The organism is Allorhizocola rhizosphaerae, assembly GCF_003426775.1.
Taxonomy (GTDB): domain Bacteria; phylum Actinomycetota; class Actinomycetes; order Mycobacteriales; family Micromonosporaceae; genus Allorhizocola; species Allorhizocola rhizosphaerae.
Genome location: NZ_QJUG01000115.1, coordinates 1 through 26,716, shown reverse-complemented (window position 1 = coordinate 26,716; position 26,716 = coordinate 1). Strand labels below are relative to the sequence as shown.

29 protein-coding genes and 1 tRNA gene are annotated in these 26,716 nt (G+C 68.3%); 10 read left to right on the top strand and 20 right to left on the bottom strand.

The features are described from left to right. Positions 1-671, top strand: a 671-nt coding sequence (locus DM816_RS23945; RefSeq protein WP_117212646.1) for a DUF4139 domain-containing protein, incomplete at its 5' end; no start/stop codon positions are given. Positions 672-720: 49 nt separating this feature from the next. Here DM816_RS23945 and DM816_RS23940 read toward each other — a convergent pair. Beyond that, positions 721-1,230 carry a nitroreductase family protein gene (locus DM816_RS23940; protein WP_117212645.1) on the bottom strand — a complete coding sequence of 170 codons (510 nt, stop codon included), beginning with the start codon at positions 1,228-1,230 and terminating at the stop codon, positions 721-723. Between the two features lie 23 nt (positions 1,231-1,253). Here DM816_RS23940 and DM816_RS23935 point away from each other — a divergent pair, with 23 nt between their 5' ends. Genes DM816_RS23935 through DM816_RS23925 form a run of 3 tightly spaced genes read left to right on the top strand, consistent with a single transcriptional unit; the run spans position 1,254 to position 3,165 of the window. Next, complete coding sequence (locus tag DM816_RS23935; RefSeq protein ID WP_117212644.1) at positions 1,254-2,195, top strand: GNAT family N-acetyltransferase; 942 nt, start codon at positions 1,254-1,256, stop codon at positions 2,193-2,195. 39 nt (positions 2,196-2,234) lie between these two features. Then, complete coding sequence (locus DM816_RS23930; RefSeq protein ID WP_117212643.1) at positions 2,235-2,990, top strand: nucleotidyltransferase domain-containing protein; 756 nt, start codon at positions 2,235-2,237, stop codon at positions 2,988-2,990. Then, entirely contained in the window at positions 2,953-3,165 is a 213-nt protein-coding gene (locus DM816_RS23925; RefSeq protein ID WP_117212642.1) for a hypothetical protein, read from the top strand. The genes DM816_RS23930 and DM816_RS23925 overlap by 38 nt, the downstream gene beginning before the upstream one ends. A gap of 132 nt (positions 3,166-3,297) precedes the next feature. Here DM816_RS23925 and DM816_RS23920 read toward each other — a convergent pair whose 3' ends face one another. The 6 genes from DM816_RS23920 to DM816_RS23895 form a co-directional block, all read right to left on the bottom strand. Then, on the bottom strand, positions 3,298-3,666 hold the full coding sequence (locus DM816_RS23920; RefSeq protein ID WP_117212641.1) for a hypothetical protein: 369 nt from the start codon (positions 3,664-3,666) through the stop codon (positions 3,298-3,300). 8 nt (positions 3,667-3,674) lie between these two features. After that, positions 3,675-4,829 (bottom strand): ImmA/IrrE family metallo-endopeptidase, encoded by a 1,155-nt coding sequence (locus DM816_RS23915; RefSeq protein WP_117212640.1) that lies wholly within the window; start codon positions 4,827-4,829, stop codon positions 3,675-3,677. Positions 4,830-4,853: 24 nt separating this feature from the next. Next, positions 4,854-6,419, bottom strand: coding sequence for a non-homologous end-joining DNA ligase LigD (locus DM816_RS23910; protein ID WP_117212639.1), 1,566 nt, complete (start codon positions 6,417-6,419; stop codon positions 4,854-4,856). Between the two features lie 235 nt (positions 6,420-6,654). Further along, the gene (locus DM816_RS23905; RefSeq protein ID WP_246002171.1) at positions 6,655-7,524 is read right to left on the bottom strand and encodes an MFS transporter; all 870 of its coding nucleotides are present in this window, start codon (positions 7,522-7,524) and stop codon (positions 6,655-6,657) included. 2 nt (positions 7,525-7,526) lie between these two features. Beyond that, positions 7,527-8,057 (bottom strand): ArsR/SmtB family transcription factor, encoded by a 531-nt coding sequence (locus DM816_RS23900; protein WP_117212638.1) that lies wholly within the window; start codon positions 8,055-8,057, stop codon positions 7,527-7,529. Between the two features lie 404 nt (positions 8,058-8,461). Continuing rightward, positions 8,462-8,677, bottom strand: coding sequence for a hypothetical protein (locus DM816_RS23895; protein WP_117212637.1), 216 nt, complete (start codon positions 8,675-8,677; stop codon positions 8,462-8,464). Positions 8,678-8,855: 178 nt separating this feature from the next. Between DM816_RS23895 and DM816_RS23890 the strand changes: the two genes are divergently transcribed. Together DM816_RS23890 and DM816_RS43855 are read left to right on the top strand one after the other, a co-directional pair. Continuing rightward, entirely contained in the window at positions 8,856-9,545 is a 690-nt protein-coding gene (locus DM816_RS23890; RefSeq protein ID WP_117212636.1) for an arsenate reductase/protein-tyrosine-phosphatase family protein, read from the top strand. A 6-nt stretch (positions 9,546-9,551) separates the two neighbouring features. After that, positions 9,552-10,058, top strand: coding sequence for an arsenate reductase/protein-tyrosine-phosphatase family protein (locus DM816_RS43855; RefSeq protein WP_342768746.1), 507 nt, complete (start codon positions 9,552-9,554; stop codon positions 10,056-10,058). 180 nt (positions 10,059-10,238) lie between these two features. On the opposite strand, the gene DM816_RS23880 is transcribed toward DM816_RS43855, so the two are convergent. The 5 genes from DM816_RS23880 to DM816_RS23860 form a co-directional block, all read right to left on the bottom strand. After that, positions 10,239-10,310: transfer RNA gene (locus tag DM816_RS23880), tRNA-Val, on the bottom strand. A gap of 49 nt (positions 10,311-10,359) precedes the next feature. Next, the gene (locus DM816_RS23875) at positions 10,360-10,815 is read right to left on the bottom strand and encodes a peroxiredoxin (protein WP_117212634.1); all 456 of its coding nucleotides are present in this window, start codon (positions 10,813-10,815) and stop codon (positions 10,360-10,362) included. Then, complete coding sequence (locus tag DM816_RS23870) at positions 10,812-11,249, bottom strand: DUF3052 domain-containing protein (protein WP_117212633.1); 438 nt, start codon at positions 11,247-11,249, stop codon at positions 10,812-10,814. The genes DM816_RS23875 and DM816_RS23870 overlap by 4 nt, the downstream gene beginning before the upstream one ends. A 105-nt stretch (positions 11,250-11,354) precedes the next feature. Then, a complete protein-coding gene (locus DM816_RS23865; RefSeq protein WP_117212632.1) occupies positions 11,355-13,547 on the bottom strand; it encodes a thiamine pyrophosphate-dependent enzyme in 2,193 nt (730 codons plus the stop codon). A 20-nt stretch (positions 13,548-13,567) separates the two neighbouring features. Further along, complete coding sequence (locus DM816_RS23860; protein ID WP_117212631.1) at positions 13,568-14,128, bottom strand: hypothetical protein; 561 nt, start codon at positions 14,126-14,128, stop codon at positions 13,568-13,570. A gap of 95 nt (positions 14,129-14,223) precedes the next feature. Between DM816_RS23860 and DM816_RS23855 the strand changes: the two genes are divergently transcribed. Then, the gene (locus tag DM816_RS23855) at positions 14,224-14,784 is read left to right on the top strand and encodes a TetR/AcrR family transcriptional regulator (protein WP_117212630.1); all 561 of its coding nucleotides are present in this window, start codon (positions 14,224-14,226) and stop codon (positions 14,782-14,784) included. Here DM816_RS23855 and DM816_RS23850 read toward each other — a convergent pair. After that, the gene (locus DM816_RS23850; protein WP_117212629.1) at positions 14,711-15,625 is read right to left on the bottom strand and encodes an ABC transporter permease; all 915 of its coding nucleotides are present in this window, start codon (positions 15,623-15,625) and stop codon (positions 14,711-14,713) included. The two genes, DM816_RS23855 and DM816_RS23850, sit on opposite strands and share 74 nt — an antisense overlap. Positions 15,626-16,032: 407 nt before the next feature. Between DM816_RS23850 and DM816_RS23845 the strand changes: the two genes are divergently transcribed. Further along, positions 16,033-17,085, top strand: coding sequence for an alpha/beta hydrolase (locus tag DM816_RS23845; protein ID WP_117212628.1), 1,053 nt, complete (start codon positions 16,033-16,035; stop codon positions 17,083-17,085). Here DM816_RS23845 and DM816_RS23840 read toward each other — a convergent pair. The 7 genes from DM816_RS23840 to DM816_RS23810 form a co-directional block, all read right to left on the bottom strand. Further along, the gene (locus tag DM816_RS23840; RefSeq protein WP_117212627.1) at positions 17,082-18,170 is read right to left on the bottom strand and encodes a VWA domain-containing protein; all 1,089 of its coding nucleotides are present in this window, start codon (positions 18,168-18,170) and stop codon (positions 17,082-17,084) included. The two genes, DM816_RS23845 and DM816_RS23840, sit on opposite strands and share 4 nt — an antisense overlap. After that, complete coding sequence (locus DM816_RS23835) at positions 18,170-19,141, bottom strand: VWA domain-containing protein (protein ID WP_117212626.1); 972 nt, start codon at positions 19,139-19,141, stop codon at positions 18,170-18,172. The genes DM816_RS23840 and DM816_RS23835 overlap by 1 nt, the downstream gene beginning before the upstream one ends. Further along, positions 19,138-20,034 carry a DUF58 domain-containing protein gene (locus DM816_RS23830; protein ID WP_117212625.1) on the bottom strand — a complete coding sequence of 299 codons (897 nt, stop codon included), beginning with the start codon at positions 20,032-20,034 and terminating at the stop codon, positions 19,138-19,140. Before DM816_RS23830 ends, DM816_RS23835 begins: the two co-directional genes overlap by 4 nt. 2 nt (positions 20,035-20,036) lie before the next feature. Then, positions 20,037-21,047 (bottom strand): AAA family ATPase, encoded by a 1,011-nt coding sequence (locus tag DM816_RS23825; RefSeq protein WP_117212624.1) that lies wholly within the window; start codon positions 21,045-21,047, stop codon positions 20,037-20,039. Positions 21,048-21,105: 58 nt separating this feature from the next. Beyond that, positions 21,106-21,873: a S1C family serine protease gene (locus tag DM816_RS23820; RefSeq protein ID WP_117212623.1), complete on the bottom strand. Its 768-nt coding sequence runs from the start codon at positions 21,871-21,873 to the stop codon at positions 21,106-21,108. 262 nt (positions 21,874-22,135) lie between these two features. Then, entirely contained in the window at positions 22,136-23,539 is a 1,404-nt protein-coding gene (locus tag DM816_RS23815) for a sensor histidine kinase (protein ID WP_425455269.1), read from the bottom strand. Between the two features lie 37 nt (positions 23,540-23,576). Next, positions 23,577-24,314 carry a response regulator transcription factor gene (locus DM816_RS23810; RefSeq protein ID WP_425455268.1) on the bottom strand — a complete coding sequence of 246 codons (738 nt, stop codon included), beginning with the start codon at positions 24,312-24,314 and terminating at the stop codon, positions 23,577-23,579. A gap of 1,148 nt (positions 24,315-25,462) precedes the next feature. Between DM816_RS23810 and DM816_RS23800 the strand changes: the two genes are divergently transcribed. Both DM816_RS23800 and DM816_RS23795 read left to right on the top strand, forming a co-directional pair. After that, complete coding sequence (locus DM816_RS23800; protein WP_162907765.1) at positions 25,463-26,044, top strand: MerR family transcriptional regulator; 582 nt, start codon at positions 25,463-25,465, stop codon at positions 26,042-26,044. A 115-nt stretch (positions 26,045-26,159) separates the two neighbouring features. Continuing rightward, on the top strand, positions 26,160-26,522 hold the full coding sequence (locus DM816_RS23795; protein WP_162907764.1) for a hypothetical protein: 363 nt from the start codon (positions 26,160-26,162) through the stop codon (positions 26,520-26,522). The last annotated feature ends 194 nt before the right edge of the window (positions 26,523-26,716 follow it).

Sequence of the window (26,716 nt, the reverse complement as noted above, 5' to 3'; positions counted from 1 at the left end):
CCATGAAGCGGGCGGCCCGGGTCAGGGAGGCCGTGGCGACCGTCGACCAGGGCCCGGTGGCCGCGACCTACACTCCGGCGCGGCCGGTCGCGGTGCCGGCCGACGGCACGGCGCACCGGACGGTCGTCGCCACGTTCGAGCTTGAGGCGCGGCTCGACCACGTGACCGCGCCCGTGCGGGCGGCCGAGGCCACACTGCGCGCGACCGTGCGCAACAGCTCGCAGCACACCCTGCCCGAGGCGCAGGCCTCGCTGTTCCACGAGGGCGACTTCGTCGGGTCTTCACGGGTCGAGGCGTGGGCGCCGGGGGAGGAGCGGGAGCTCGCGCTGGGTGTCGACGATCGCGTGCGGGTCGAGCGGGAGCTCGTGCGGCGCTCGGCGAGCAAGGCCACACTGGGCTCGACCCGCCGGGTCGACGCCGAATACAAAATCACCGTCGCCAATCACGGCCCGCGTGCCATCAGGGTCACCGTGCTGGATCAGCTGCCGGTGTCCCGGGACGCCGAAATCACGGTGCGCGAGACCCTGGCCAAGCCCGACCCGGCCGAGCGCGACGAGATGGGCGTCCTCACCTGGAAAGCCGAGCTGGAGCCATTCGCGACCGCAGAGTTCCACTTTGGATTCCGCATCGAGTCCGCCAAAAACGTCCAGCTTGCCGGCTGGCGCGAATAACCCCACCCACCCCTGCCCTTCCGCGTCGAACACGGACCTAAGTTCATGATCAACCGCAAGCGGGGAAGCGGTCCCGGTGGACTTTTTCGGTGAGGGGTTTGCGGCCGCCGAGGGTGGCGGGCTTGAACGTCGGTGAGGGGTAGCCGAGGGAGACGACTGCCATGAGGCTGAGGTGGGCGGGGACGCCGAGGAGGTGCCTGGCTTCGTCGGGGCGGTAGATGGCGCCGAGGCAGCTGCCGATGCCCAGGTCGTGGGCGGCGAGCTGGAGGTAGGCGGCGCTCTGGCCGAGATCGAAGTACACCCATGGGTGCTCGTTCGGTGCGACGAAAGCGACGCATGTGGCCGCGCCGGCCACGTGGCTCATGAAGTCACCGAGCTTCGAGAGGGCGACAAGGGTGTCGCGATCGCGCACGACGATGAGCTCCCACGGCTGGGTGTTCTTGGAGCTTTGCGCCCGCAGCGCCGCGCGCAGGATCTTGTCGAGCACATCGTCGGGGATGGGCGCGTCGGTGAACTGGCGGACGGCGCGTGTGGATTTAATTGCGTCGAGGACATCCATGTTCGGAGCGTATCTTCTGGCACATGTTCCGACCTTTTGAACAGTCTGACGTGGCCGAGGCGGGCGCGCTGCTGGCCGAGCGGCACCGGCGGCACCGGGCGGCGCAGCCGTCGCTCACCCCGCGATACGAGGATGCAGCGGTGGCGGCCGAGCAGGTGCGGGCCGCATTCGAGAGCGAAGGCGCGTCGGGTGCGGTCGCGGTGCGTGATGGGCGGATGGTCGGATATCTGATCGGAGCGCCCAAAGCCTCGCCCGTGTGGGGGCCGAACGTGTGGGTCGAATCGGCGGGGCAGGCCACGGTCGAGGCCGAGACGATGCGCGAACTGTATGCGGTTGCGGCCACGCGCTGGGTGGATGAGGGCCACAAGGCGCACTACGTGCTCGTGCCGGCGTCCGATGTGGACCTGATCGGCGCGTGGTTCCGGGTCGGTTTCGGGCACCAGCATACGCACGGCATTCGCCCGCCGGCGCGAGCCGAAGCGCTGCGGGCGCGCCGGGCAACCGCCGCCGACGTGCCGACCCTCGCGCGGCTGGACCTCGAACTGCCCCTGCACCAATCGCTTGCCCCCACTTACTCGGCCGGCACGGTGCCGTTGCTTGAGGAGCGCCTGGCCGAATGGGAGTCCGATGTGGACAATCCGGAGTTCGCGGCCTTCGTGGTCGAGCAGGACGGCAAGGTGGTCGGGTCGGCGGTCGCGTCCGCGATCGAGTCGTCGAGTGCCCACATTGGACCAGCCCGCCCCGACAACGCGGCCTTCCTGGCGTTCGCGGCGGTGTTCCCGGAGGCACGCGGCACGGGTGCCGGGCGTGCCCTTGGCGATGCCATCCTGCACTGGGCCGCAGAGTCCGGTTTCGACAGTGTCGTGACCGACTGGCGCGAGACCAATCTGCTTTCGTCGCGGGCGTGGCGGGGGCTCGGGTTCGCTGACACGTTCGTGCGGCTGCACCGGCTCATCGGGTACTAGACAAAAAAATCGGTTGTGGGGCAAGGGTATCTTCAAGGTATGACAAAGAATCCGATCCTCGACGCGCGCGAGCTCGTGACCGAGCTCTACCCGCACGCGCTCTGGGCGGTGCTCGCCGGGAGCCGGCTCGCGGCTGCCCGAGCGGCCGGATCGGATCTCGACATCGTCGTGCTGCTGCCCCAGGGGGATCCGCGGGCGCCGCAGCGGGATTCGCGGCGCTATCGCGGGTGGCCGGTGGAGCTGTTCGTCCACGACGAGCGGAGCCTCGCGCGCGACCTGACCACCGAGTTCGCGGCCCGCAAGCCGCAGCTGCACCGCATGGTCGGCACCGGTTTCGCGCTGGTCGGCACGCCGCACGACTGGCGTGACCGCTGCGCCAAGGTGCTGGCAGGCGGCCCGCTGCCACTGTCGCCATTGGACTCTGACGGATTGAACGAGCCGGGCGAACGCCCCGAGGGGAGGGGTGCGTTCGCCCGGCGGTGGCGTGTTTGCCGCACGCGTCCTGTCCCGCGGCGGCGCCGCGACAGCGGTCCAAGATCATGGCCGCTTTCCCGCCAGGCGCGGTGCCGGCAGGCGCCCGACGTTGTCGAACGAGCCCAACCCGACCCGGCCCGAGGCGACGGTCCGGTCCACGGTGGTCATCAGCGGCACGGTGGCACCGTCGCCCGTCTGTGCACAGTGGACGATCCGGACGTCATGCCACTCGGCATCGGCAATCGCGGGCGGTGCGCCCGCCGAGCCGTTCCACTGGTGGTCGATGCGCAGCCAGTCGGCCTCGTTCACCGCGTTGCGTGACCGGTTCAAGCGCGCCCGCTCCGACGGCGACCTGCCGGCCGGCACCGATCCGGCGACTCTGGCCCAACTCGTCGCGACCATAACGGACGGGATCGCGACCCAGGCCGCCAACGGATCCACCAACGCCGAACTCCGCCGCATCGCGGAAATGGCCATGCGCGGCCTGCCGATCTGACGTTCGGCTCAGATTCGGCTGCGGCGCGGGCGCGCGCAGCATGCGATCGCGACACCCGCTTTCAGCACGGCTTGCGCGGTCAGCTAGCCGACGCAGCCATCGCGGCCCGGCGTTCGCGGCCGGGGTACCGGCTCACTTCGGTTGGTCGTCCTGCGGGTCGGCCGCGTCGCCGCGTTCCGACTCGATCAGCTCGGTGAGCCCGGCCAGGCTCCCGTCCGACTGCCTGGCGCGCCCACGCGCCTTGCGGATGGTCGCCGAGGCGGCCTTGCGCAGCGCGTCGGCGATGAGCTGGGAGGCGACACCGGAACCAATGGCGATGACCACCGTCACCACCTCCGAGAAGCCGAAGCCGTGTCCGGCCTCGCCACCCGCCCGGGATATGGTCACCCCTTCCATAGGGCCGGAGCCGATCCAGGTCTCCCCGTCGAGCAGCGCGTTGCCATGTTCGAGCAGTGTCGCGTCGACCTCGAGCTCGAGCGTGACGCATTCCCGTGGTGGCAAAGATCCTCCTATCCGATGTGGTGAAGCTCGTGTTGCTGCCGGTAGCTGGTTACGTACTCGTTCAGGTGCGCCTGATCCATCGAGTTCAATTGGAACCCGACCATTTTGAGCCCTGCCGAGCCGACCGCCTCCAAATAGCCGTCCCAGTGCGGCACTTCGATATCGGCCAGCGCGTCGAACGTGATCGCCTGGCGGCGCACCGAATGCCGGGAACGGTTGCGGTCTGTGCCATTGGCCAGCACCTCGCCCAGCGCTCGCTCGACGGAGATGAGTTGCATCAGCCAGCGCGTGGCGGTCCACACATCCTCCGGCTTGAAATCGGTGAGCTGAGCCAGGCACTGATAGGCGAACCGGTCCGCCCGGCGTTCGCTGTCCGGCTGCCTCAAGTCCTGTGGTCCGTCGAACAGGATGTGCGCGTATTCGTGGGCAAGCATGAAGGTCAGCTGTATCGAGGCGTACCGCGAGGCGATCCAGAATACTTCGATCGTGCGCGCCCTCGGTATGGGCAGGGACGAGAAGTCGACGTCGTAGAAAAGCGAAAGCAGGTGCGGCAGCAACCGGCCGAGCAGATCGCTTGAGGCCGGATGGCATCGGTCGGTCACCTCGGCCCAAACGTGTTGCCAGACCAGTAAATTGAGGGTTTTGAAGTACTCTCGGGTCAGCGCGGAGATGTGTATCTCATTGCGCTCGGGATAGGAGCGGGCGTAGATGCGCGGCTCAAGATTGACGATGAGCTTGATTTCGTCGACCCGCGGGTGGGTGGCCCGAAGTGACTCCTTGACCATCCCGTCGAAGACTTCCGCCCAGAACGGGACGTCGAACTGCGGTGCGGTCACCAACTCGTGCGTGACCGCGCGGGCGTATTCCAGCGCGGTACCGCTCCACTCCTTGAAGTGCCGCAGGTCCTCCTCGCCGCTGTCGAAGGTCAGCACAAGCGTCGAGCGCAGCATCGCGTGCACGATGGACAACGTTCGCATCATGTCCCGTTCCGGCGGAACCTCCGCGCCCGGTGGCACCCGATAGGGCCAGGCCGACGTCGCTGTGGGCCTGTACCGTGGCAACCCATTTGGCCACACCGATTGCCATTGGGGCCGGTCCCGCTCGACCAGGGGGAAGAAATACCCGTCCAGGTCGAAGATGAGCGTCGGTTGGGCGGCCGTCACAGCCGACAGGGTAGACCGGGCACGCTAGCGAAGCTTGGGCAGGCGCTGGCTTTGGTCGAGCACCGGCGCGAACAGGTCGCCCTTGTCGGCGAGGCGCTGCGGCATGGTCCGGATGGTGAACGCGTCGGGCGTCAGTGCCGGGTCGTCGAGCTCGTCCCACTCGATCGGGGCCGACACGGGCGCTCCCGGCGCGGGCCGTGGGCTGTAGGGGGCGACCAGCGTCTTGTTGATCGCGTTTTGGGTGTAGTCGAGGCGGGCCAGCCCTTCCCGGTCGCTTTTCTGCCACTTCCAGCTGACCAGGTCCGGCACGACCGCGCCGACCGAGCGGGACAGCTGCTCGACCCAGACCCTGGTGTCCTCGAAGCTTGCGCCGGGCGCGATCGGTACCCAAATCTGCATGCCTCGACGGCCGGTCAGCTTGGGCCGGGCCGCCACGCCGAGATGCTCGAAGGCTGTCCGATGTAGACGGGCGAGCACGAGCAGGTCTTCCCAGCCGGTGTTCTGCCCCGGATCGAGGTCGATGAGGGCGTAGGTCGGTTCGTCGGGCGCGTCAACACGCGACGTCCACGGATGCCATTCGAGCGCGCCGAAGTTGGCCGCCCACACCAGCGCGGCCGGCTCGTCGACCACCAGGTAGGTGGTGGTCTCGCCCGGGTCGGCGTCGGGGTTGTCCCAGCGCGGCACCCAGTCGGGCGCGTGGTCGGGCAGCTGCTTGTGCCAGAAACCCTTGGTGTGCGCGCCGTTCGGGTAGCGGTGCAGGTTGAGCGCCCGCCTGGTCAGATAGGGCACAAGCGTCGGCGCGATCTGCGCGGAGTAGCGCAGCAGGTCCCGCTTGGTGACCGGATCCTCGCCCGGCCGCGCCGGAAACAACACCTTGTCCAAATTGGTCACCCGCAGCTCGCGCCCGAACACCTGCCATTTGCCGGTCTGGCCGAGCTCGTCCAGCGCCGCCAATTCCGAAGGGTCGGTCTGGCGGGGGTTGAGCCACACGGACGCCTGCGCCGCCGGTAAATCCGAGCGCCACTGCCGGTCGGGGTCGGCCTTCACCTCCTCGTTGGTCCGTCCGCTGAGGACAGACCGGGGGTGGTCCTCGGGATCCCAGCCCGCGACCGCGTGCTCGTCACGCTTGTGCAGCATGAGCCAGTCCTTGCCGCGCGTGCGCACGAGCACGAACCTGCCGCGCAGCTTCTCACCGGCCAAATCGACGTGAATCTCGCCGTCACGCACCGCCTTGCCCGGGTCCTCCTCCTTGCCCGGCGTCCACGTCCCGACGTCCCACACGATGACGTCGCCGCCACCGTATTCGCCGGCCGGGATCACGCCCTCGAAATCGAAGTACTCCAGTGGGTGATCCTCGACGTGGAACGCCGCCCGGCGCACGTCGGGGTCGAGCGTGGGTCCCTTGGGGACGGCCCAGCTGACCAGCACGCCGTCGATCTCCAGCCGGAAGTCGTAATGCAGGCGCCTGGCCCGGTGCCGTTGCACCACGAATCGGGCCGCCCCTATCTGTCCTGTGGCGACGTTTCCGGACGGCTCGGGCGTCTTGTCGAAGTCGCGCTTGCGCCGGTATGTGGCTAGTTTGTCGGGCATGCCTCCTCCGGGCTTGGTTTACCCCATTGTGGCAACGGCGGAACCTTCCCGCGGCGGCTAGGCGAGGCGATCCGCGGCCACCAGCGTTGGAATCACGGCTTCGCCGGAACGGAGTTTAGTTCCGTCGACGCCGGCGCGCTGGGCAACCGGCGCACGGCGCGGCTGACGAGCATGCCGCCGACGGCGACCACCGTGATGGCAGCCGATGCGAGCAGCACGTTGCTCGTGCCCCACCTCAGCGCGGCCGGACCGGCGAGTATCTGTCCCAGCGGGATCGCGATGAACGAGCCCAGCGCGTCATAGGAGTACACGCGGGCCAGCATGTCCTCGCGGATGTAGCCTGCCGCCCGATCGTGCCGTCCGCGATGACGGGGCCGAGCACGCCGATCGCTCCCGCGTGGGCGAAGTTCAGGAGCGTGAAGCCGAGCACGACCGTCCACAACCAGGTGTGCGAGGTGAACTCGCGCCAGCCGTCGCGCAGTTCGCGCAGCGGGTTGCTCGAAGCCCGCGTCGTGGCCGCCGCGACCCGGCTCACACGCACCAGCGCGAACAGCGCGGCCGCGACGGCGAACGTCGCCGCGTCGAGCATCAGCCCCCATCCCGGCCCGACCACCGCCACGAGCGCACCGCCCGCCGCCGCACCGGCAATCATGGCCGCGTTGATGCCCAACCGGTTGATGGCGTTGGCGGGCTGGATCAGCTCGGCCGGCACGGTCTGCGGCATCAGTGCCGAGGCGGCCGGAAAGGCGAACGCCGCGGCGATCCCGTTGACGGCGGAAAGCATTATCAGCCAAGGGATTGTGGCGGTACCGGTGAGGACCAGCGCGGCGACGGCGGCCTGGCTCAACGCCGCCACGACCGCGGACCCCACCATCACGAGCTGACGCGGCAGGCGGTCGGCCACCACCCCGCCAATCAGCAGGAACAGCACATTGGTCAGCGACCGGGCGCCCACGACGACGCCGAGGTCGCGCACCGATCCGGTCATGTCGAGCACGGCGAAGGCGAGCGCGATCGGCGCCACGGCGTTGCCGAGCATGGTGACAAAGCGACCCATTGCGAGGTACCGGAAAGGGGCGTGCGCGAGCGGGGAGAGGTCTTTCACCGTCAGGGCTCCATCTCGAACAGCGCGATGGTGGCGTTGACCCGGATCGTGCCCGGCGTGCGCGGCTGGCGCGCCGCCCGGTGCAGGTCGTGGGAGGCGTCTTTGATGCGGTCACGGATCGCCTTCCAGATCGCCGGATCGACCCACAGCTCGGCGTCGGTGAGATCGTTGGTGACGCCGCGCCGCATGAAACTCGATCGGCGCCGTAGTTCGGCGGCCATCGCCGCGTAGACGAGTTGGTGGCCGCCCGTGTCGGGCGGGGGGTCGGGCTCTTCCGGCTGGCGCTCGATGTCGTGGCGGTAGCGCTTGGCCACGCCGCCGCGGATCTTCTCCTCCCCGGCGATGTCGATCAGCCCGGCGGCATGCAGGTGGCGCAGGTGGTAGCTGGCGTTGGCGTGGGTCAGCTCCAGCTCGCGGGCGACCTCGGTCGCGGTCAGGGCGGCGCCGGTGAGCAGGGACAGGATGCGCAGCCGGACCGGGTGAGCCAGGGCGCGCAGCCGGGCCCGCCGCTCGTCCTCGACCTTCAAAGACATGTTGGGGAATCTAGGCACGGCGGCGGGCGACTGTCAAAGGCTTGTTGGGGAGTGGCTGGACTGCGGGTTTGGAGGGCATGGTTGAGCAGCCAGCCCAACGGCTTGCACGCCTGGTCGACATGTTCGCCAGTCGATGGCCCAGCCGCGCCGTTGCGCATGCATCGGTGATGCGCCGCTTCAACTCCGCGCATCCGGCACGCCGACCACCATCAAGGCGGCGGCCTTGGGTTTCAAGAAATCATCCATTCTGCGGGTACCGAGACAGCCACGCCGATTTCAAAGGACCGGCAGCTTCCCACAACGGGATCGACGCGAACCCTGCCACGGGTCGCCACCACATGCCCGGGTCCGACGGAGAAGAAGTCGCGCCGGTTCCTCATGGCAACCGTGACACCGCGGCGAGGTCAGCCCGCCGTGTCCTCGTTCGGAAGTGGACGGTCTCGGGACTCCCGCCGCTGACGAGCAGCCCGGTCCAGGGCTGCCTCGCGGAACCAATCGCGCACTCCGATGAAGATCAGCACTGCCAGCAGTGTCACGACCGCAATCACCATCAAGATTAACTGCCAGCTTGGCGCCGCTTGTTCGGCCATCACGATCACTCCTTCGTAAGCCAGCACCATACGATGAGCATATCTCAATGTAATTTGAGTCAATATATTTTGAAACAAACGAACCCGCAACTAGTATCGATCCCGGTACATCACGTGACGCACTGCCGCGGTCGTTTTGCACCAGCTCGGCAGCCGAACACCATCTCGGGGTTGACAAACCGAAATTAGCTCAGCCAACATTGAGTCAATGAACGCTGAGCTAAAGGAACGGGAGTGGCGCGCCCGGATCCATGCCGCTCTCGGGGATCCGGCGAGGTTGGCCATCGCCGATGCCCTGGCGGTCGGTGACGCCTCACCCGGGGAGATCGCTGCGATGCTGGGGATGACCACCAACCTGGTCGCCCATCATGTCAACGTCCTGGCCCAGGCCGGGGTGATCGAGCGGTCCCGGTCGGAGGCCGACCGGCGCCGCACCTATTTGCGGCTGCGCCCGCACGCGCTGAGCGCCCTGCACCGGCCGGCATTGCGTGATGTCAGGCGGCTGGTGTTCGTCTGCACCCGTAACTCGGCCCGTTCCCAGCTGGCTGCCGCGCTCTGGACCAGCTCACACCAGCTGCCGGCTACCTGCGCGGGAACCCGGCCCGCGCGACGAGTCCACCCTCGCGCGGTCCGCATCGCCAAACGCCACGGCCTGCCGCTCGACCCCAACCGCACCGCGCACATCAGCGAAGTTACCGCACCCGGCGACCTGATCATCGCCGTCTGCGACCACGCCCACGAGCACCTGCCCGCCGAACTGGCCCGGCTGCACTGGTCGGTGCCCGATCCCGTGCCTACCAACACCGACCACGCCTTCGAAACCGCCTATGCCGACCTGGCTCAGCGCATCGGCCTGCTCGCACCCGCACTCTCCAAGAGCGAGGACAACCCGCAGTGAGCCACCATCCCGCCCGGCTTCTGCCGACCGAGTCCTCGGCACCATGCTTCTGACCACATCGGGTGGGCGGTCAGCGACACCTTCGCCGGGAACAACCCGCAATCGCTGCCTGGATTCCGTGCCGCGCAAGCCGTTGGAGCACTTCTTGGCCTGGCGACTGGTGCGGTTCTCCACCCAGTTCCAGGTCGCGGCTACCCGACAGTCCACGTCAACGACCGGGCCACACCACAGGCTGATGCCACGCAAGGGAGTTACGAAGCCATGGCCGAGGTGGGTATCGACATCACCGGCGAATACCCCAAACCCTGGACCGACGAAGTCGTCCGCGCTGCCGACGTCATCATCACCATGGGCTGCGGCGACGCCTGCCCGATCTTCCCCGGAATCCGCTACGAAAGCTGGGAACTCGACGACCCCGCCGGCAAGACCGTCGCCGACATCCGCCCCATCCGCAACGAAATCGAACGTCGCGTTCGCCAGCTCCTCAACGAGATGGCTGTCCCCACCGCCTGACGACACACGACCCAAAATCGAAGAAACCGAAAGATCGGTGCCGTACATCGTCAAGGCAATCGCCAGGCAGGCGCACGCCGCGCGGCTACGGCAACGTGGGGTTCCCGGGGCTTGGCCCCGGGCAGGATCGCGGCCCCGGCGAAGATGACCTGAGGTCATCGAGCAGCCTGGACCGGCCCGTGGGCGCGGCAAGGTTCGAACTTGCGACCCTTCGCTTGTAAGGCGAATGCTCTTCCGCTGAGCTACGCGCCCATGTCCGCAATGTGCGCGGTTGGCTCGCGTCATCCTACCCGAGGGTCATCTACCCGAGCCCGGCGAGGGCTTCGCGCCAGGCGTTCTGGTCGCGGGCGCCGGTCAGCTGCAGCTCCGAGAAGCGGATCACACCCTGCCGGTCGATGATGAAGGTCCCCCGCCCAGCGCACCCGCGCTGGGCGTCGAACACGCCGTAGGCCTGGGCGACCGCGCCGTGCGGCCAGAAGTCGGACAGGAGGGGGAAATCGTAGCCCTCCTGCCCGGCCCACACCTTGTGCGCGAAGACGGAGTCCACGCTGACGGTGAGCACCTGCGTGGACTCGGCGTCGAACGGCTTGTCGCGGATGGCGGCCAGCTCGCCCTGGCACGTCCCCGTGAACGCATACGGATAGAAAACCAGCAGCACGTTGCACCGCCCAAGATAGGACGATAGCCGGACCTCCTGGTTGTTCTGGTCCCGCAGCGTGAAATCGGGCGCCGGGGTGCCCACCGCCAGGGGAGTCATCGCTTGGCGCGGGCGGCCTTGGGGGTGACCAGGCGGGCGGCGCTCCAGTCCTTGCCGGCGTTGACCGTGGAGGTCTGGGCGAGCCCTGCGGTCGGCGCGGATTCGGCGATGTCGCTGGGATCGACGTGGCCGGGCCGGCCGGCCTTGGGCGTGAGCAACCACACGACCCCGTTTTCGGCCAGCGGCGAGATCGCCTCCACCAGTAGGTCTACCAGGTCGCCGTCATCCTCGCGGTACCAGATTAGAACAGCGTCCACGACCTCGTCGGTGTCCTCGTCGACCAGATCCGAACCGCACGCCTCCATGATGGCATCGCGGAGATCCTCATCGACGTCGTCGTCATAGCCGATCTCCATGATGACCATGTCCGGCGCGATGCCAAACCGGTCCGCCAGGCTTCGACCCTCTCCCGCCTGGCCAGCGGTCGTGTTCACTGTTCCGTGCCTCCTACTCGAACGGATTATGTCCTTTGATTGTGCGTAGTCCACACAGTTCTGGCCACTAACGCAAGTGGCGCACCGTGAGGTTGCCAGAAAACTCTAGGCGTCGAGCAGCGCCAGGGCGGAGCGTTCAATGTCGTTCTCGGACACGAGCACGAGCTCCGCAGCCGGTCCGAGCGGCAGAAACGTGTCCACGGAAGCGACTCGGCGGGCCGCGCCGACATAGCCCGCGTCCACGAGCGCGGCCAAAACTCCCTCCGCGACCCCACCCGTCCGGCGTGTCTCGTCGACCACCAACACCCGCCCGGTGAACGAAGCCTCCCGTACCAGATCGGCCACCGGCAATGGCGCAAGCCAGCGCAGGTCAACGACCCGGCACCCGTGCCCCTGCTCGGCCAGCTTCGCCGCGACCCGCAGCGACATGTGCACACCGTTGCCAAATGTCACGATCGTGAGCTCGTCGCCGCCCCCGAACGGATAAACCCGCGCCCGCCCCACCGGCACGTGCGTCTCGCCCCACCGCTCGGGCGGACTGTACCGCGCCAACCACGCCCCGTCGCCCGCCTCATGCAGATCCCGCGTGTGGTAAAGCGCAATGGGCTCAAGGAAAACGCTCACCGTTCCGTCCACTTCGGCCGCGGCCACGCACGTGCGCAGCATCGCCGCGGCATCGTCGGGCCTGGCCGGCACCGCTATCACCAGACCCGGAATGTCGCGCAGCACCGCCACCGAATTGTCGTTGTGGAAGTGCCCGCCGAATCCCCTCTGGTATGCCAGCCCGGCGATGCGCACGACCATGGGATTGCGATATGCCCCACCCGAAAAGAACCGGATCGACGCCGCCTCCCCGCGCAGCTGGTCTTCGGCGTTGTGCAGATAGGCCAGGTACTGAATCTCCGGAATGGGCAACAACCCGCCAAGCGCCGAGCCGATCCCCAGCCCCAGAATCGACGTCTCGTCCAGCAGTGTGTCGAAGACCCGCGCGGGCCCGAACCGATCCCGCAGGCCCTTGGTCACCCCATAGACACCACCCTTTCGGGCGACGTCCTCGCCGAAGACCACCGCCTGTGAATGGCTCACCATCACATCGGTCAATGCCGCATTGATCGTCTGGGCGAGCGTGAGTGGGCCGGTGTGTTCCGGCAACCGCCCGGCGAACGCCAATTCCCTTTGCGATTCAGCCGTTTTGGTGACGGCGTTGGCCACGCGCAGCGGGCGTCGCGGCGCCAGCGGGCCCACGACCTCGGCCGCCGTCGTGAACTTCGGTTCCAGCCTGACCTGCTCGGCCGCCTGGGCAACCCGCCATCCCATCTCGTCGTATCGGCTCAGCAGCTCCATGGGTGTGGCCACGCCCGCCTTTGCGAGCAGCCGGGCCGTGCTCAGCAGCGGGTCGAGTGCGAGGTCGTGCTCCATCTCGGCGTGCGTGCGATAGGCCTGCTCCGCGTCGGCGCCCGCGTGCCCCATCAACCGCACGACCCGCAGATGCAGCACCGCGGGACGCCGATGCCGCCGCACCCACGCCACCGCCGAGCGGGCTACCGCATATGTTTGCACCAGGTCGCACCCGTCGGCGAAGTAGTACCGAAGCCCCGGCTTGGCCTTGAGCGCCGCGCCGACCCACCCGGCCGGGGTGCGCACGCTGATCCCCAGCCCGTTGTCTTCGCAGACGAACAGCAGCGGGAGCCGCAGCCCGGTGAAGTCGGACCAGCCCACCGTGTTGAACGCGGCCGTCGCGCTCGCATGATTGATCGACGCGTCGCCGAACGAGCACACCGCGATCGCGTCGCGTGGCCAGCGGGGCATCGCCTCCTTGCGGGCCCGCTCCAGCCCGAACGCCAGGCCCATCGCGCGCGGCAGGTGCGAGGCGATCGTCGACGTGGTCGGGATGATGTGCATGTCGGCATTGCCGAAGTCCTTGTGCCGGCCTCCGCTCGCCGCGGCGACCAATCCGCGCAGAATCTCGCGGATCGGATCGACCTTGGCGTCGGCCAGCTGCGCCGCCCGCGCGCAGAAGAACGCGCCCGACCGGTAGTGCAGCAGCGCCGGGTCGGTCGGGCGGAGGGCGGCCGCGACCGCGGCGTTGCCCTCGTGCCCGGCCGACCCGATCGTGTAGTAACCGGCCTCGCGCTGGCGCAACCGCCGCGCTGTGAGGTCGAGGTGACGGCTGGTGAGCTGGGCGTCGAAGAGCTCGAGTGCCTGCGCCTTGGTCAGGGGTTCGAGCAGGTCGGGCTGGTCGTCGGCCTCAAGATTGGCCAGCCCCTGACGCAGGCGCTCCTCCACAAGCTCCGTCACCCAACGAATAGTAGTGCCAACTACGCGAGCGATCTTCGCAACGCGATCACGTGCAGCGCGAAAACGAGCGGGACGGCGGTCGCCGGGATCAGCAGCAGCGGGAGTTCCGCAACGGCCACAGTGGACGGTTGCAGCAGCGCGCCCAGCGTGAGCGCCACCACGAGGTCGAGCATGCCGAGGATGTTGAACCAGAGCATGCTCAGGCGCCCCCGCGCCGCGAACCAGGCCAAGACGCCGATCGCGATGTCGCCGAGCCCGGCCGGCAGCGCGAACGCGGGCGGCAGCGCGCCGAGCGCCATCGCGATCAGGAACACCCCGCCCACGACCCGGAACCTCTGGGGCGCGGCCAGTTGCTGCGGTGTCGCCGGGGCGCGCCGCAGGATCAGCAGCGCCGCGACCAGGCCGACGACGAACGCGAGCGGGAGGAGTGGGCGCAGCGCGATGGTGATCGCGATCCACGCGGCCCACACCACGCCGAGAATCACCGCCAGCCGCCCCTTGAGCTCGAACGCCGTGGCCAGCGGCACACCCACGGCCCCGAAGAGCACGATTATCCAAACGTAGACGGGAAGGTCAGTCATAGTGAACACTGTGTCTGTTGTCGAACACTATGTTCAATAAACAAACCCCGTTCTCTATCCGGTACCGAATAAAAGCAAAGGATTGTCCGGTGGCTATGACCGATTCCGACCGGCGTGTCCGGCGCACCCGCCGCACGCTTCAGGAGGCATTGACGTCGCTGGTGCTCGAAAAGAGCTACGAGCGCATCACGATCCAGGACGTGCTCGACCGCGCGGACGTGGGCCGCTCCACCTTCTACGCCCACTTCCGCGACAAGGACGCGCTGCTGCTGGCGTGCTTCGACGACGTGCGTGAGGAGCTGCAGCGCGATTTCGACGGCGCGGTCGAGGCCGACGCCATCTTCCTGCACGCGCACCGGCACCGGCGCGTCTACAAAGCGTTGTGCGGCAGGCGGATCGGCGTCGGTGGCAGCGTCGCGCACCTGCACCTCAAACGGCTGATCGCCGAATCGGTGCGGCGGCAGCACGCCTCCTCGGGGTCAGACCTTCCGGCCGACGCCGTCGCGGAATATCGTGCGAGCGCGACCCTCGGCCTGCTCATGTGGTGGGTGGACACCGATTTCCGGGAGCCGCTGGAGCGCATCATCCGGATACATCAGCGGCTGGCGTCCTCGCCGGTGCAGGCGACGGTGACAACCGGTCCAGCAGCTGGCTGACCAGCAGACCGATCACGATGGCCAGACCCGACAACCCGAGGCCCCAAGGCGCCTCCAGACCAACCACGCGCACCCACATGTCGAGCAGCAAGAGCAGGGCGGTCGCCAGGACGGTGCCGACATAGCCGCCCACGCCACCCCGGGCAAGGCTGACCCCGCCCAGCACTGCGGCCGCCACGGCCAGGAACAGGCGCTGAAGGTCGCCGCCCGGGAACGAGGCACCCAGCCACGACGCCCACACCACGCCCGAAATCCCGGCCAGCAGGCTGGACCCCGCGAGCCCGGCAAGCGCGGCGACAAGGCGCTGCCCGCCCAGGAACGCGCGCACCTTGGCCTGGAGGAACAGCAGCCCGCCGGCGACCGACCCGGCCACGAAGACCAGCGACCACAGCAGCGCGCCGAACCACCCGGGCCGCCCGGCCCCGACCACCGGCACGCCACGCGCGTCGGCCACAGCCAACGCGATGCCCATCACCACCGCGAACCCGCCCAGCGACACGGCCCACGCGGGCGCGGAAAGCACACCGGTGACGACCCCGAGCACGAGCCCGATCACCAGGGCCAGCCCGACCGCGAGCGCCCCGGCGATGACGACCGGCTGGTCGGCCTGCACGACTTTGGCGTAGACGACGCCGGACAGCGACGCGATCGAGGCGATCGCGAGGTTGGGCGTCCCGGTCCGCACCGACAGCGCGAAACCGGCGGCCAGCAGCCCGAGCGTGGCGAACGCGTACCAGAAAGACAATCCCATGGCGAACTCGGTGGACAGCAACAGACCGGCCGCGACCGCCACGGCGAACCCGAGCAGGACGGCTTCCCAAACAATGCGGGGCAGAAGCATGCGGGTGATGATAACGACCGTGATAGATGCGCGATGCAACGGCCACGCCCATCAATGGGCGCGCTGCCTGCACGCAACTCTTGTGTATGCCCGCCTGCCTCGGCCCACTCAGGTCCGGTTGCGAGATCAGGCGTGCCGACTCTACTTTGTCCACGTAATTAGCCGACGCCGATGCGGTGAGCCGTCCGAAGTGGACCTGATGGTGCGCCTTTAGAATGCTCGGGTCCCCTCGGAGGTACCCCCGCATGCTGTCCCCACGCGTCATGGTCCTGGGCCTCGCGCTCGCCTCGGCGGCCGTGCTTGTCGTCCAGCACGTCCCGCAGGGTCAGCTGTAACGGGGCCCCGCGGAACTCCCGTGACAGATCGATAGAAGTGGTGTGACAGCAGGCGTCGATACGGTCGGGAGAATGAGAGGCATTCTTCGATCCGTGGCGGTCACGCTGGCCGCCACGGCGATCGTGGCGGGCAGCGGCGCCACCGCGCCCGCGAGCGGATCTCGGCCCACGCGCTACTGTACGGTCTTCCGGGTCCCGGTCACCGTGCCGGGGGCAAGCGGCGCCAGCGTTTCGGGCTGGCTGTGCCTGCCGAGCACGTCCACACCGAAGATCGTGCAGCTGCTGGTGCACGGCGGCACGTACAACCGCTTTTACTGGGACTGGCCCGACCAGCCCGAGAAATACTCCTATGTGGACCGTGCGCTGCGCGCGGGCCATGCCACCTTCGCGGTTGACCGGCTGGGCGTGGGCCAAAGCACCCGCCCCCATAGCGACGCCCTGACCATGTCGGCCGGTGCGGAAGCGCTGCACCAGGTGGTCACCGCGCTGCGCGAGGGCCGGCTCGCCGGGCGCGGGTTCGACCGTGTGGTGTGGGTGGGCCACTCGTACGGCACGATGTTTGCCTGGGTGGAGGCCGCCACGCACAGCGATGTCGACGCGTTCGTGTTGACGGGCCAGACCCACTTCACCAAGGAATCGTGGATCAAGGACGCGACCGCGTCGACCTATCCTGCCGTACAGGACCCGAAGTTTGCCAACTCCGGCCTGGACTTCGGCTATCTGACCACGGTCCCGGGCAGCCGTGGGCGGCTGTTCTACCACGCGCCCAACGCCGATCCGGCCGTCATCGCGCGCGACGAGCAGCTCAAGGACACCCTCGCCCTGCCCGAGCTGGTTGAGGGCAGCCAGCTGGTGAACCTGCCCCCGCCCGACACCGCCCCATCACGGGCCATCCGGGTGCCGACCCTGCTCGTGCTCGGCGAACACGACAATCTCACCTGCGGGCCGCCGGACGGCATCGCCTGCACCGAGTCCAATGTGCTCAGTCAGGAAAACCCCTACTATGCACCGGAAGCCCGGCTGCAGGTGCGCATCGTCCCGGCCACCGGGCACGACCTGCAACTGCACCACAGCGCCGCGGCGAGCAACGCGCTCATCCTCGACTGGCTGGGCGGGCTGTTCTAATCGGGCCGCGCGATCGCCGGGATGGCGAGCGCGCGGTTCCACCACAGCGACAGCCCGACGGCCAGCAGCACGAGCAGGACCGCCGGAAGCACGAACCAGCTGGTGATCTCGACGTTTTTCTGTTGTACCACAATGTCCTTCGGCAGGTCGGTCAGGACCTCGACGAGCTGTTCGGAGTCCTCCGCGCGGAAGTACTCGCCCCCGGTCAGCTCGGCGACCTTCTTCAGCGTTGGCTCGTCGAGCAGCTGGAACCGGCTGCTTCCGCCGCCGCCCATGCCCATCCGGCCGCGCCCGTCACCGCGCAGGCCCGCGTCGCCGCTGAGCTGGTCGGGCGTGCAGACCATCTGCGACGGCTGGGTCGTGCCGAACCCGATGGTGAACACGCGCAGGTGCCGCGCCGCCGCCTGCTCGGCCGCCGTGATGGGCGTGGGGCCCTGGGTGTTGGCCCCGTCGGTGAGCACCACGATGGTGTCGGCCTCGTAGGCGCCGCCTGGCACCGGACCACCGGGACTGTCCAGCTCGACGCCCGTCGGCGCCACGTCGGAGTTGATCTCCGCGATGGCGTCGATCGACGTGAGGATCGCGCGGCCGATGGCCGTGCCGCGCCCGGTCTTCAGCTCGCCGATCGCGGACAGCAGCTGCTGCTTGTCGTTGGTCGGCGCGACCAGCAGGGCCGAGATGCCGGAGAACGCCACGAGGCCGATGCGCGTGCCGGCGGGCTGCGTCTTGACGAACTCGCGCGCCGCGTCCTGCGCCACGGTCAGCCGGTTGGGTTTGACGTCGGTCGAGCACATCGAGCCGGAGACATCCATCGCGAGCAGGATGGAGGTCGCGTTTTCGGGGACGGGGACCTTCGCTTGCGGCCGCCCGGTACCAAATCCGAGTAAAAGAAGGGCCGAAACGAACAGCACGACCGGAATCCGCCTGCGCCACAGGGAACGCCCCGGCAAGGCCGCCTGGATCAGCGCGACGCTCGACACCCGCACCGCCACCTTGCGCCGGCGCCGGTTGAACCACCACCGCAGGAGCAGCAGCAGCGGCACGGCCAGCAGTGTGATCAGGGCCCAGGGCCATTCGAGCGACATCAGACGATCCTTCCGTGCCAGCGCGCCATCAGCAGCCCGCCGATCGTCAGCAGCAGCAGGGCCGCGCCGCCGAGCAGGCCGGTGAGTTCGGCCTGTTCCTCACGCGCGGTGATTTTCAGGTCGATCGATTGCGAGATCTCGTTGAGCGAGGCCGCGTCCTGCCCCCGGTGATAGGTGCCGCCCGTGGTGCCGGAGATGGCGGTGAGCATCTCCTCGTTGAGCGCGGTGGCCATCTGGTATCCGTCGACCTCGACGGTCGCGCCGTCGGGCGTTCCAATCCCGACGGTCTCGATGCGCACGCCGGCGTCGGCCGCCAGCAGCGCGGCCGACTCCACATCGGGCCCGCCGGTCTCCTCGCCGTCCGAAAACAGCACGATGGTCGCCGATCCCCAGTAGCCGAGGTCTTGCGGTGGTGCGCCCTCCTCGGGCAGGTTGACCGGCTTGCCGACGATGGCGCTCAGCGACGCGAGGATCGCCTGGCCGAGCGACGTGCCGCCGCCGGGCTGCAGCCGCTTGATGGCGTTGACGGCGTCGTCATGCGTGTTGGTCGGCTTCTGGGTCATCAGCGCCCCCTGTCCAAACGCGACGACGCCGATGTCGACCGTGTCGGGTTGAGCCTGCACGAAGCTCGTCCCCGCGGCCTGCGCGGCGGCGAGCCGGCTCGGTTTGACGTCGTCGGCGGCCATGCTGTTGGACACGTCGAAGACCAGCATAACCGTGCCGGCGATGCGCGGGACATTGATGGTCGCCTGTGGCCGGGCGAGCGCGAGAAGCAGCAGCGGCAACGCGGCCAGAAACAGCGCATACGGCAGATGTCTTCGCATCGCCGCCCGCCGCGGTGTGCCGGTCATCCCGAGGCCCGTTGCGGTGATCGCCGCGGACCTTCTCTTGTTCATCATCAGGTACGCAGTGAGGGCCGCGCCGAACACGATGACCGCCACCGCGATCATGAGGGGGTTGAGGAAACTCATCGGCGCCTGCCTCTGCTCTGGAGCCTGGATTCCCTGACCATCCGGACCAGCGCGCCGACCAGGTCCTGGTCGGTGGTGATCCGGTGCGCGGTGACCCCGGCCTGCCCCATGGCCGCGGCCAGCGCCGCCTCCCGCGCCTGCACCTCGCCGGCCAGGCGCTGGCGCAGCAGCGGGTCGCTGGTGTCGACCAGCACCTGCTGCCCGGTCTCGGCGTCCTCCACCACGATCAGCCCGAGGTCGGGCAGGTCCAGCTCGACGGGGTCGACGATGCGGATGACGACGACCTCGTGGCGCCACGCGAGCTTGCCCAGCTCCCGCTCCCATCCGCGGTCGCCGATGAAGTCGGACAGCACGAAGACCAGGCTGCGCCGGCGGGCCGTGGCCGCGGCCGTGCGCAGCATGCCGGCCAGATCGGTGATCGCTTTGGATGGGACGGGCGGCGGTTTGACGATCTCGTGGGCCATGCGCAGCGTGTGGTGGCGGCCGGTGTGCGGCGGGATCACCTGCTGGGCCTGGTTGTCGTAGAGGATCGCGCCCACCCGGTTGCCGCCGTGCGAAAGCATGCGCGCCAGGCACACGGCGAGATCGTTGAGCACGGAGTCCTTGCCGTGCTCGGTGGCGGTGAAGCGCATGGACGCCGACCGGTCGAGCACGAGCCAGGCGGTGAGATCGCGCTCCTCGGTGTATTGCCGGATGTAGGGCTCGTCCAGCCGGGCAGTCACGTTCCAGTCGATGTGCCGCACGTCGTCCTCGGGCGTGTATTCCCTCAGATCGGTGAAGTCGATCCCGGTGCCGTGCCAGACCGTGCGGTGCGCGCCCTTGAGCCGCCCGTCGAGCCGGCGGATCACCTGCCACTCCAGGCGCCGCAACAGCCGGTCACTGGCCATGGACATCGCTAACGCCCTTGCGCCATGAGGGCCGGGTCGGGCACGGGCAGCGCGGCCAGGATGCGGCCCAGGATCGCGTCGGCCGACACGTTGTCCGACAGCGCCTCGTAGCTGAGCACGAGCCGGTGCCGCAGCACGTCGAGCGCCAGATCGGTGAGATCCTGCGGCAGCGCGTAATCGCGGCCCCGGATGAAGGCGAGCGCCCGCGCGGCCAGCACCAGGTTGATCGACGCGCGGGGGCTCGCGCCGAACGCGATGTAACGCTGCAGATCGCCCAGCCCGACGAGCGCCGGGTTGCGGGTCGTGTTGACCAGGCGCACCGAGTGCTCGATGAGCGACGGGTCCACATACACCCTGTCGACCTGCTGCTGCAGCCCGACCAGCTGCTCGGGGCTGATGATGGCCTGGATCGGCGCCGTGTGCAGGATGGCCCGCTCCACGATGACGAACTCCTCCGTGGCGTTGGGGTAGCCCACGAGCACCTTCATCATGAACCGGTCGACCTGCGCCTCGGGCAACGGATAGGTGCCCTCCGATTCGATCGGGTTTTGGGTGGCCATGACCAGGAACGGCCGGGGCACGTGATGCGTGTCGCGCCCGATCGTGACCTGGTATTCCTGCATGACCTCAAGCAGCGCGCTCTGCACCTTGGCCGGGGCCCGGTTGATCTCGTCGGCCAGCAGCAGGTTGGTGAACACCGGGCCGAGCGAGACCTGGAACTCCCCGCTGGGCTGGTGATAGATGCGGGTGCCCACGATGTCGGCGGGCACCAGGTCGGGCGTGAACTGCACCCGGTGGAACTGCCCGCCGATGGCCTGCGCGAGCGACTTCACGGCCAGCGTCTTGGCCAGGCCGGGCACGCCCTCGACGAGGATGTGCCCCCGCGCGAGTAGCGCCACCATGAGCCGCTCAAGCAGCGCGTCCTGGCCCACGATGGTCTTCTTCACCTCGTAGAGCACCTGCTCCACGGGGTTGGCGCCCGGCAAGCCGGCGGAGCCGTTGGGTCCCGGTGTGTTCATGCGTCCGTCCTAAAAGGAGTGTCCAAAGGAGTGTCCGGAAAGGAGTCCGAGGGTGGGTTCAGATTGGCGGCTGCGGCCCGCCGCCGGCGGTGACGGCCGTGCCGATGGGCACGGCGAAGCCGATGCCGATGAACGTGCCCGCGTCGGTCGGGTTGGCCAGCGCCACGACGATGCCGATGACCTGGCCGCGCATGTTGACCAGCGGGCCGCCCGAGCTGCCGGGATTGACGGCGGCGTCAAACTGGATGAGCCCCTTGAGGTCGGGGCCGCTCTTGCGGGTGGCCGTGCGGCCGAGACCGGACACCACGCCGGCGGTGGTGCTGTCGCCCAGCCCGAGTTGGTTGCCGATGGCCACGACGTCATCGCCGATCCCGGCCCCGCCGCCGAGCACCGCGGGCACGAGCGTGCCGGGCAGCGTGTCGGCCGTGAGCGCCGCGATGTCGTTGTCGGGGTCGGCGGCGGCGAGCGTGGCCCTGGAGCGGGTGCCGTCGGCGAAGGCCACCTCGATGGCGCTGACTCCCTCGACGACGTGCAGCGCGGTCAGGATCACCCCCTCGCCGTTGACGACGACGCCCGTGCCGGAGGCGCTGCCCGCCCGGATGAACACCACCGACGGCAGGAGCATCTGGTAGACCTCGGCGACCGTCATGGGTCTGGGGCTGGCGGTGGGCGAGGGGCGCGGGGTGACCTGGGCGGCCGGCTGCCGGGCCGAGCCCCACTGGAAGAAGGCGACCGCGGTGATGGCCAGCGCCGCGACGACTCCCACCACCGGCACGACCTTGCGCGACCGGCCCGACCATGCGCGAAATACCCGAGGCGGTTCCACGTTAGCCAGCCTAGAGCCGAACGCTCGAAGATCCGCGCCGGGCGGAAAGTTTTACAGAAGACATAGGAACCGTTCAGCTTGGGTGACGTCGCGTAATCGGGCAGCCGGAATGCCGAATGCGCTTCTTTTATGGCACGACTCCGCCGGAAGATCACCCAGCGGGAGCCGGCGAAGCCACACCGGTAAAGTCACGCGCGGGATCGCCCCCACCGTGCACGCGCTGGGCTGCCGCGCCCGGCCGCCCAACAGAAACCCGTGCGGCTCATCGTGGGGAGGTGGGAAGCCTTACGGTGAAGGCGGTCCGGCCCGGCCGGCTGTCGACCGACACCGCACCCCGGTGTGCCGCAACGACCGCCTGCACGATGGCCAGCCCCAGCCCGCTGCTTCCCGCCTTGCGCGAGCGCGAGCTGTCACCGCGGGCGAACCGCTCGAAGACCTGTGGCAGCAACGCCTCGGGGATGCCCGGACCGTCGTCCACCACCGTGAGCACGGCCTCATTTTCCAGGAGGGCGACGCTCGCCGTGACGATGGTGCCCTCGGGTGTGTGCGTGCGCGCGTTGGCCAGGAGATTGGCCACGACCTGGTGCAGCCGTGCCGCGTCGCCGACCACCACGACCGGCTCCTCGGGCAGCTCCAGCCGCCAGCCGTGCTTGGGCCCGAGGACGTGCGCGTCGCTCACCGCATCGACGAGCATCGCGGTAAGGTCGACCGGCTTCTGCGCCAGTGGGCGGCCGGAATCCAGGCGCGCCAGCAGTAACAGGTCGTCGACGAGCACGCCCATCCGCTTGGCCTCGGACTCGACCCGGCGCAGAATGTGCTCCAGCTCGGGCGGCACCGGCTCGTGGGTGCGCCGGCTCAGCTCGGCGTAGCCCCGGATCGCGGCCAGCGGCGTGCGCAGCTCGTGGCTGGCGTCGGCGACGAACTGGCGCACCCGCGTCTCGCTGGCGTGCCGCACCTCCAGCGCGTTGCCCACGTGGTCGAGCATGCGGTTGAGCGCCGCGCCGACCCGGCCGACCTCGGTGCGCGGGTCGGTGTCGGCCTCGCCCACCCGCTGGGCGAGCTCGACCTCACCCTTGTCGAGGCGCAGCTGCGACACCTTCGTGGCGGTGGCGGCGACCCGCTCCAGCGGGCGCAGCGTCCGCCGCACGATGACCGTGCCGCCCCCGGCCACGCCGCCCAGCGAAAGCACCATCACGCCGAGCACGACACCACTCACGAGATAGAGCGTGTCCTGCAGGTCGGACAGCGGAAGCCCGGTGAGCAGGACCGCTCCGTCGGGCATGTGCTGCGCGACGATGCGGTAGTCGCCCAGCTCCCCGAGCGGATAGGTGGTCGGCGGCTGTCCGGGTTGGACGGTCAACAGGGTTGAATAGTATGGGGCGACGTCCGGCTTCGGCTGGCCCTCGTCGCACAGCACTTCGGCGTATTTCACCACGCCGTCGCAGACCCGCACGCTGAGCGTGCCGATCGCCTGCCCGGCCGGGAAGGTCGGGCTCTTGGGCTTGTCGCAGTCGGAATCGCCGGGGCCGCCATGGGATTTCATCCCGTATGGCGCGCGCTTGGCGGCGGCCGCGAGCTGGCCGTCGATGCGGCCGTAGAGCGCCTTTTGCAGGGTCGCGACGGCGGTCACGCCGACCACGAGGAAGGCAAGCGCCAACAGCGCCATGGTCGCGGCGACCAGGCGCGTGCGCAGCGGCCAGCTGCTAATCGGCCGGCTTAAGGACATATCCCGCCCCGCGCATGGTGTGGATCATAGGGGAGCGACCTGCGTCGATCTTCTTGCGGAGGTAGGAGATATACAGCTCGACCACGCTGGCCTGCCCACCGAAATCGTAATTCCACACCCGGTCCAGAATTTGATGCTTCGACAGTACCCGCCGGGGGTTTCGCATCAGGTACCGCAACAATTCAAACTCCGTCGCCGTCAGCTCGATGAGATCGCCACCCCGCCGCACCTCGTGGCTGTCCTCATCCATCACCAGGTCGCCAACCACGAGCGTGGAGTCGGGCCGCACCACGAACCGGTTGGCCCGGCGCATCAGCCCGCGCAGCCGGGCCACGACCTCCTCCAGGCTGAACGGTTTGATCACATAGTCGTCGCCCCCGGCCGTGAGCCCGGTCACCCGGTCCTCCACCGAATCCTTGGCCGTGAGGAACAACACGGGCATGTCGGGCGCGTCCGAGCGGAGCCGCCGCAAGACCTCAAGCCCGTCGATGTCGGGCAGCATGATGTCGAGCACGACCGCGTCGGGCTTGAACTCGCGCGCGGTGCGCACGGCGTCCATGCCGTCACCCGCGCTGCGCACCTCCCAGCCCTCGTAGCGCAGGGCCATCGCCAGCAGCTCGGCGAGGTTGGGCTCATCGTCGACCACCAGCACGCGCACGGGATCGCCGTCGGGCCGGCGCAATTGCTCGCGCGCGCCTGTGTTCGCCATCGTCATGGTCCGATCCTCGGTAATCCGGCTATGAGCCGCCTTTTCCCAACCTGTGTATCACCTGTGACCCGCTTGTGAACCCGCAGCAAGCACATAGGCATGGCGGGCCCAAAGGTGTGCGCCGCGGGGTAGCGGTCATGCCAAAATAGCCGCTCCTTTGGCCGTTGTGCTGAGCCTGGCCGTGGTCGTCGGGTTGTGGCACGCAACCGTGGTGTGACGCAGGTCGCGGGTGGTGGATGGGAGGCGGTGGCCGCGGCCGGGCGCCTGACCGGCCTGCTTGCCTCGGACCTTCTCCTGCTTCAGGTGTTGCCGATGGCCCGCATCTGGTGCGTGGGGCCGCGCGTTCGGCCAGGACCGGCCCGCCCGTTGGCACCGCGCACGCTGCGGCACCGGCTTGAGGTGGCCTCGGTGGACCAGGAGGCGCCGGGCGAGTTCGTCACGATGTTCGCCTGTGGGGCCTGTCCTATCTGGAGGGTCCAGGCGAGGTTGGTGCACCGGGGGCGTACGGTCGCCGGTCTGACGTTCCGGTCCGAATTGGACACGCTTACACTGCGGCGGGGCGTTCGGGTGATGCCATTGCCCGGGCCGCGCCCTGAACGACCCGGCGTGGTTGCCGCGGGCGCCACTCGGGGATCGACAGCCGTCGCATCCGGCACTCTCGGCTCGGCGACCCTCGCCAAGACAGTCACCCGCCGGCCAACCTCCCACAGGCCGCCGCATGCTCTAGAAGTAACCATTGCAGTGTGCTAGCGATAACGCGGTGGCAGGAGAAATGGAACGACTTTCCTCCGGCCGCCGCGTTTTCGCGTCGCACTGGATTGTGCGTCTTGAGTGGCAAAATACAGGTATGTGTCGGGTTAGTGACATGCAAGGGTATTACGCGACACTTAGGTCGACGCGTCGAGTGCGAACAAATACCGGGCCCGTGTCGCCCAGTCTTCAGTCCGGCCAATCTGATTGACGTTCGTCTACATTCGTGATCTTACATTTTACTTATGTGTGTTCTGCGATACTCGTGCGTGGGGGAATAGTGAATTCCGGCTATCGCCAACCTGTCCATGCCGTGGAGTCAGGTCAATAAACCATTCGCGAGGGTCGAAACAGTGGAAATAGATCGGCATCGGGGCTCAAGCGACGACCTTTTCACAATCGACATGTTCGCCAAGCGAGTCGGACTCACTCCGCGCACGGTCCGGTCCTATCATGCGCGCGGAATCCTGCCGCCGCCCGTGCGAATAAGCCGCACGCCCTACTACACCGAGGCCCACCTGGCGCGAATGCATTCGGTTGTCCAGATGCAGCGTGGTGGATTGCCCCTGGAGGCGATTCGAGCGCTGCTCAATCCCGACCGGGTGCTCGGCGAGTTCGTCGTCCCCGCCAAGCAGATCGCCGCGACCGTGCATGCCGAGCCAAGCCTGCGGCACGCGCTGACGAGCAGCGGGGTGCTATACCGGCAACCCGATGGCGCCCTGACCGTGGTCTCTATGCGAGCCGTGGCCTCCGCGCGCTCCGCCCTGCCGGCCGAGGCGCCACTGTCGGAGACGCTGAAACTATTGGCCAGCACGGTGACCGCCGTGCGCCCGCTCGCCGAGGCCGCGCTCACGCTGGTGCGGGGGGCGGCGCAGCGCCACATCGCGCGGTACGGATCGCGCGCGGCGGATCTGACCGATCTCACCGCCGAGGCGGTGCGGCTGAGCCTGCTGGCGTCCGCCACCGACCGGATGTCGTTGACCTGACAGCGGAAGCGCTTGCCGGCGGCGTGTGGACGGAGTCTCTTCCATTAATATCCAAGACTCTCATGGACATCGATCCTTAGTCATAGCTCTATTCACCTCGCACGAGGAGGAACCCATGAAGAACGCTATGGCGCGGCTCGGTGTCGCGCTTGGTGCGGCGATTCTGATGCTCGGCGCTGCGCCGGGCGCAGTGTCGGCGGCGCCCGTCGAGCCCGCGACCACGGCTGTCGTAGCTGTGCAGCAGGCCGGTCCGGTCAATCCCGATGGCGCGAGCTGGACCGTCTACTGCTACACGTGGGGTTGCGAGATCTTCTACACCATCACGGCCCCGACGAACTACGGCCAGTTCTGGGTGTTCTGCAACGGCTGGGGCTGGGTAGCCGCTCCGGCAACATATGGCCAGGGCAACTGGTATGCCTGGGTCAACTGCGGTTCTTACACGCCACCGCTGCAATGGCAGTTCAACTGGTGGGTGTAGCAACAAACTCGGTTTGGGCGGTCCAGTCGGACCGCCCAAACCTTGTCCGTTTAGGGCGTGTTTAAGAAGTGGTCTTCGCTGCTGGAATCGTTGATTACGACTCGGCAGAGCGTGTGTGTCGTGATTGGACAATAAGAGAGATCTCCGGTAGATGAGTCGTCGACCAAGGCGACCGTCACCACCGGAGATCTCGT

Coding starts and splice junctions, on each gene's coding strand:
- DM816_RS23935 (WP_117212644.1), top strand. CDS start 1,254: ATGTTCCGACCTTTTGAACAGTCTGACGTGGCCGAGGCGGGCGCGCTG.
- DM816_RS23800 (WP_162907765.1), top strand. CDS start 25,463: ATGTTCGCCAAGCGAGTCGGACTCACTCCGCGCACGGTCCGGTCCTAT.
- DM816_RS23860 (WP_117212631.1), bottom strand. CDS start 14,128: ATGACTGACCTTCCCGTCTACGTTTGGATAATCGTGCTCTTCGGGGCC.
- DM816_RS23925 (WP_117212642.1), top strand. CDS start 2,953: ATGCGCAGCCAGTCGGCCTCGTTCACCGCGTTGCGTGACCGGTTCAAG.
- DM816_RS23795 (WP_162907764.1), top strand. CDS start 26,160: ATGAAGAACGCTATGGCGCGGCTCGGTGTCGCGCTTGGTGCGGCGATT.
- DM816_RS23850 (WP_117212629.1), bottom strand. CDS start 15,625: ATGCTTCTGCCCCGCATTGTTTGGGAAGCCGTCCTGCTCGGGTTCGCC.
- DM816_RS23875 (WP_117212634.1), bottom strand. CDS start 10,815: ATGACTCCCCTGGCGGTGGGCACCCCGGCGCCCGATTTCACGCTGCGG.
- DM816_RS23825 (WP_117212624.1), bottom strand. CDS start 21,047: ATGAACACACCGGGACCCAACGGCTCCGCCGGCTTGCCGGGCGCCAAC.
- DM816_RS23830 (WP_117212625.1), bottom strand. CDS start 20,034: ATGTCCATGGCCAGTGACCGGCTGTTGCGGCGCCTGGAGTGGCAGGTG.
- DM816_RS23940 (WP_117212645.1), bottom strand. CDS start 1,230: ATGGATGTCCTCGACGCAATTAAATCCACACGCGCCGTCCGCCAGTTC.
- DM816_RS23910 (WP_117212639.1), bottom strand. CDS start 6,419: ATGCCCGACAAACTAGCCACATACCGGCGCAAGCGCGACTTCGACAAG.
- DM816_RS23895 (WP_117212637.1), bottom strand. CDS start 8,677: ATGGTGCTGGCTTACGAAGGAGTGATCGTGATGGCCGAACAAGCGGCG.
- DM816_RS23840 (WP_117212627.1), bottom strand. CDS start 18,170: ATGTCGCTCGAATGGCCCTGGGCCCTGATCACACTGCTGGCCGTGCCG.
- DM816_RS23815 (WP_425455269.1), bottom strand. CDS start 23,539: ATGGCGCTGTTGGCGCTTGCCTTCCTCGTGGTCGGCGTGACCGCCGTC.
- DM816_RS23890 (WP_117212636.1), top strand. CDS start 8,856: ATGAACGCTGAGCTAAAGGAACGGGAGTGGCGCGCCCGGATCCATGCC.
- DM816_RS23930 (WP_117212643.1), top strand. CDS start 2,235: ATGACAAAGAATCCGATCCTCGACGCGCGCGAGCTCGTGACCGAGCTC.
- DM816_RS23900 (WP_117212638.1), bottom strand. CDS start 8,057: ATGTCTTTGAAGGTCGAGGACGAGCGGCGGGCCCGGCTGCGCGCCCTG.
- DM816_RS23835 (WP_117212626.1), bottom strand. CDS start 19,141: ATGAGTTTCCTCAACCCCCTCATGATCGCGGTGGCGGTCATCGTGTTC.
- DM816_RS23845 (WP_117212628.1), top strand. CDS start 16,033: ATGAGAGGCATTCTTCGATCCGTGGCGGTCACGCTGGCCGCCACGGCG.
- DM816_RS23855 (WP_117212630.1), top strand. CDS start 14,224: ATGACCGATTCCGACCGGCGTGTCCGGCGCACCCGCCGCACGCTTCAG.
- DM816_RS23810 (WP_425455268.1), bottom strand. CDS start 24,314: ATGACGATGGCGAACACAGGCGCGCGCGAGCAATTGCGCCGGCCCGAC.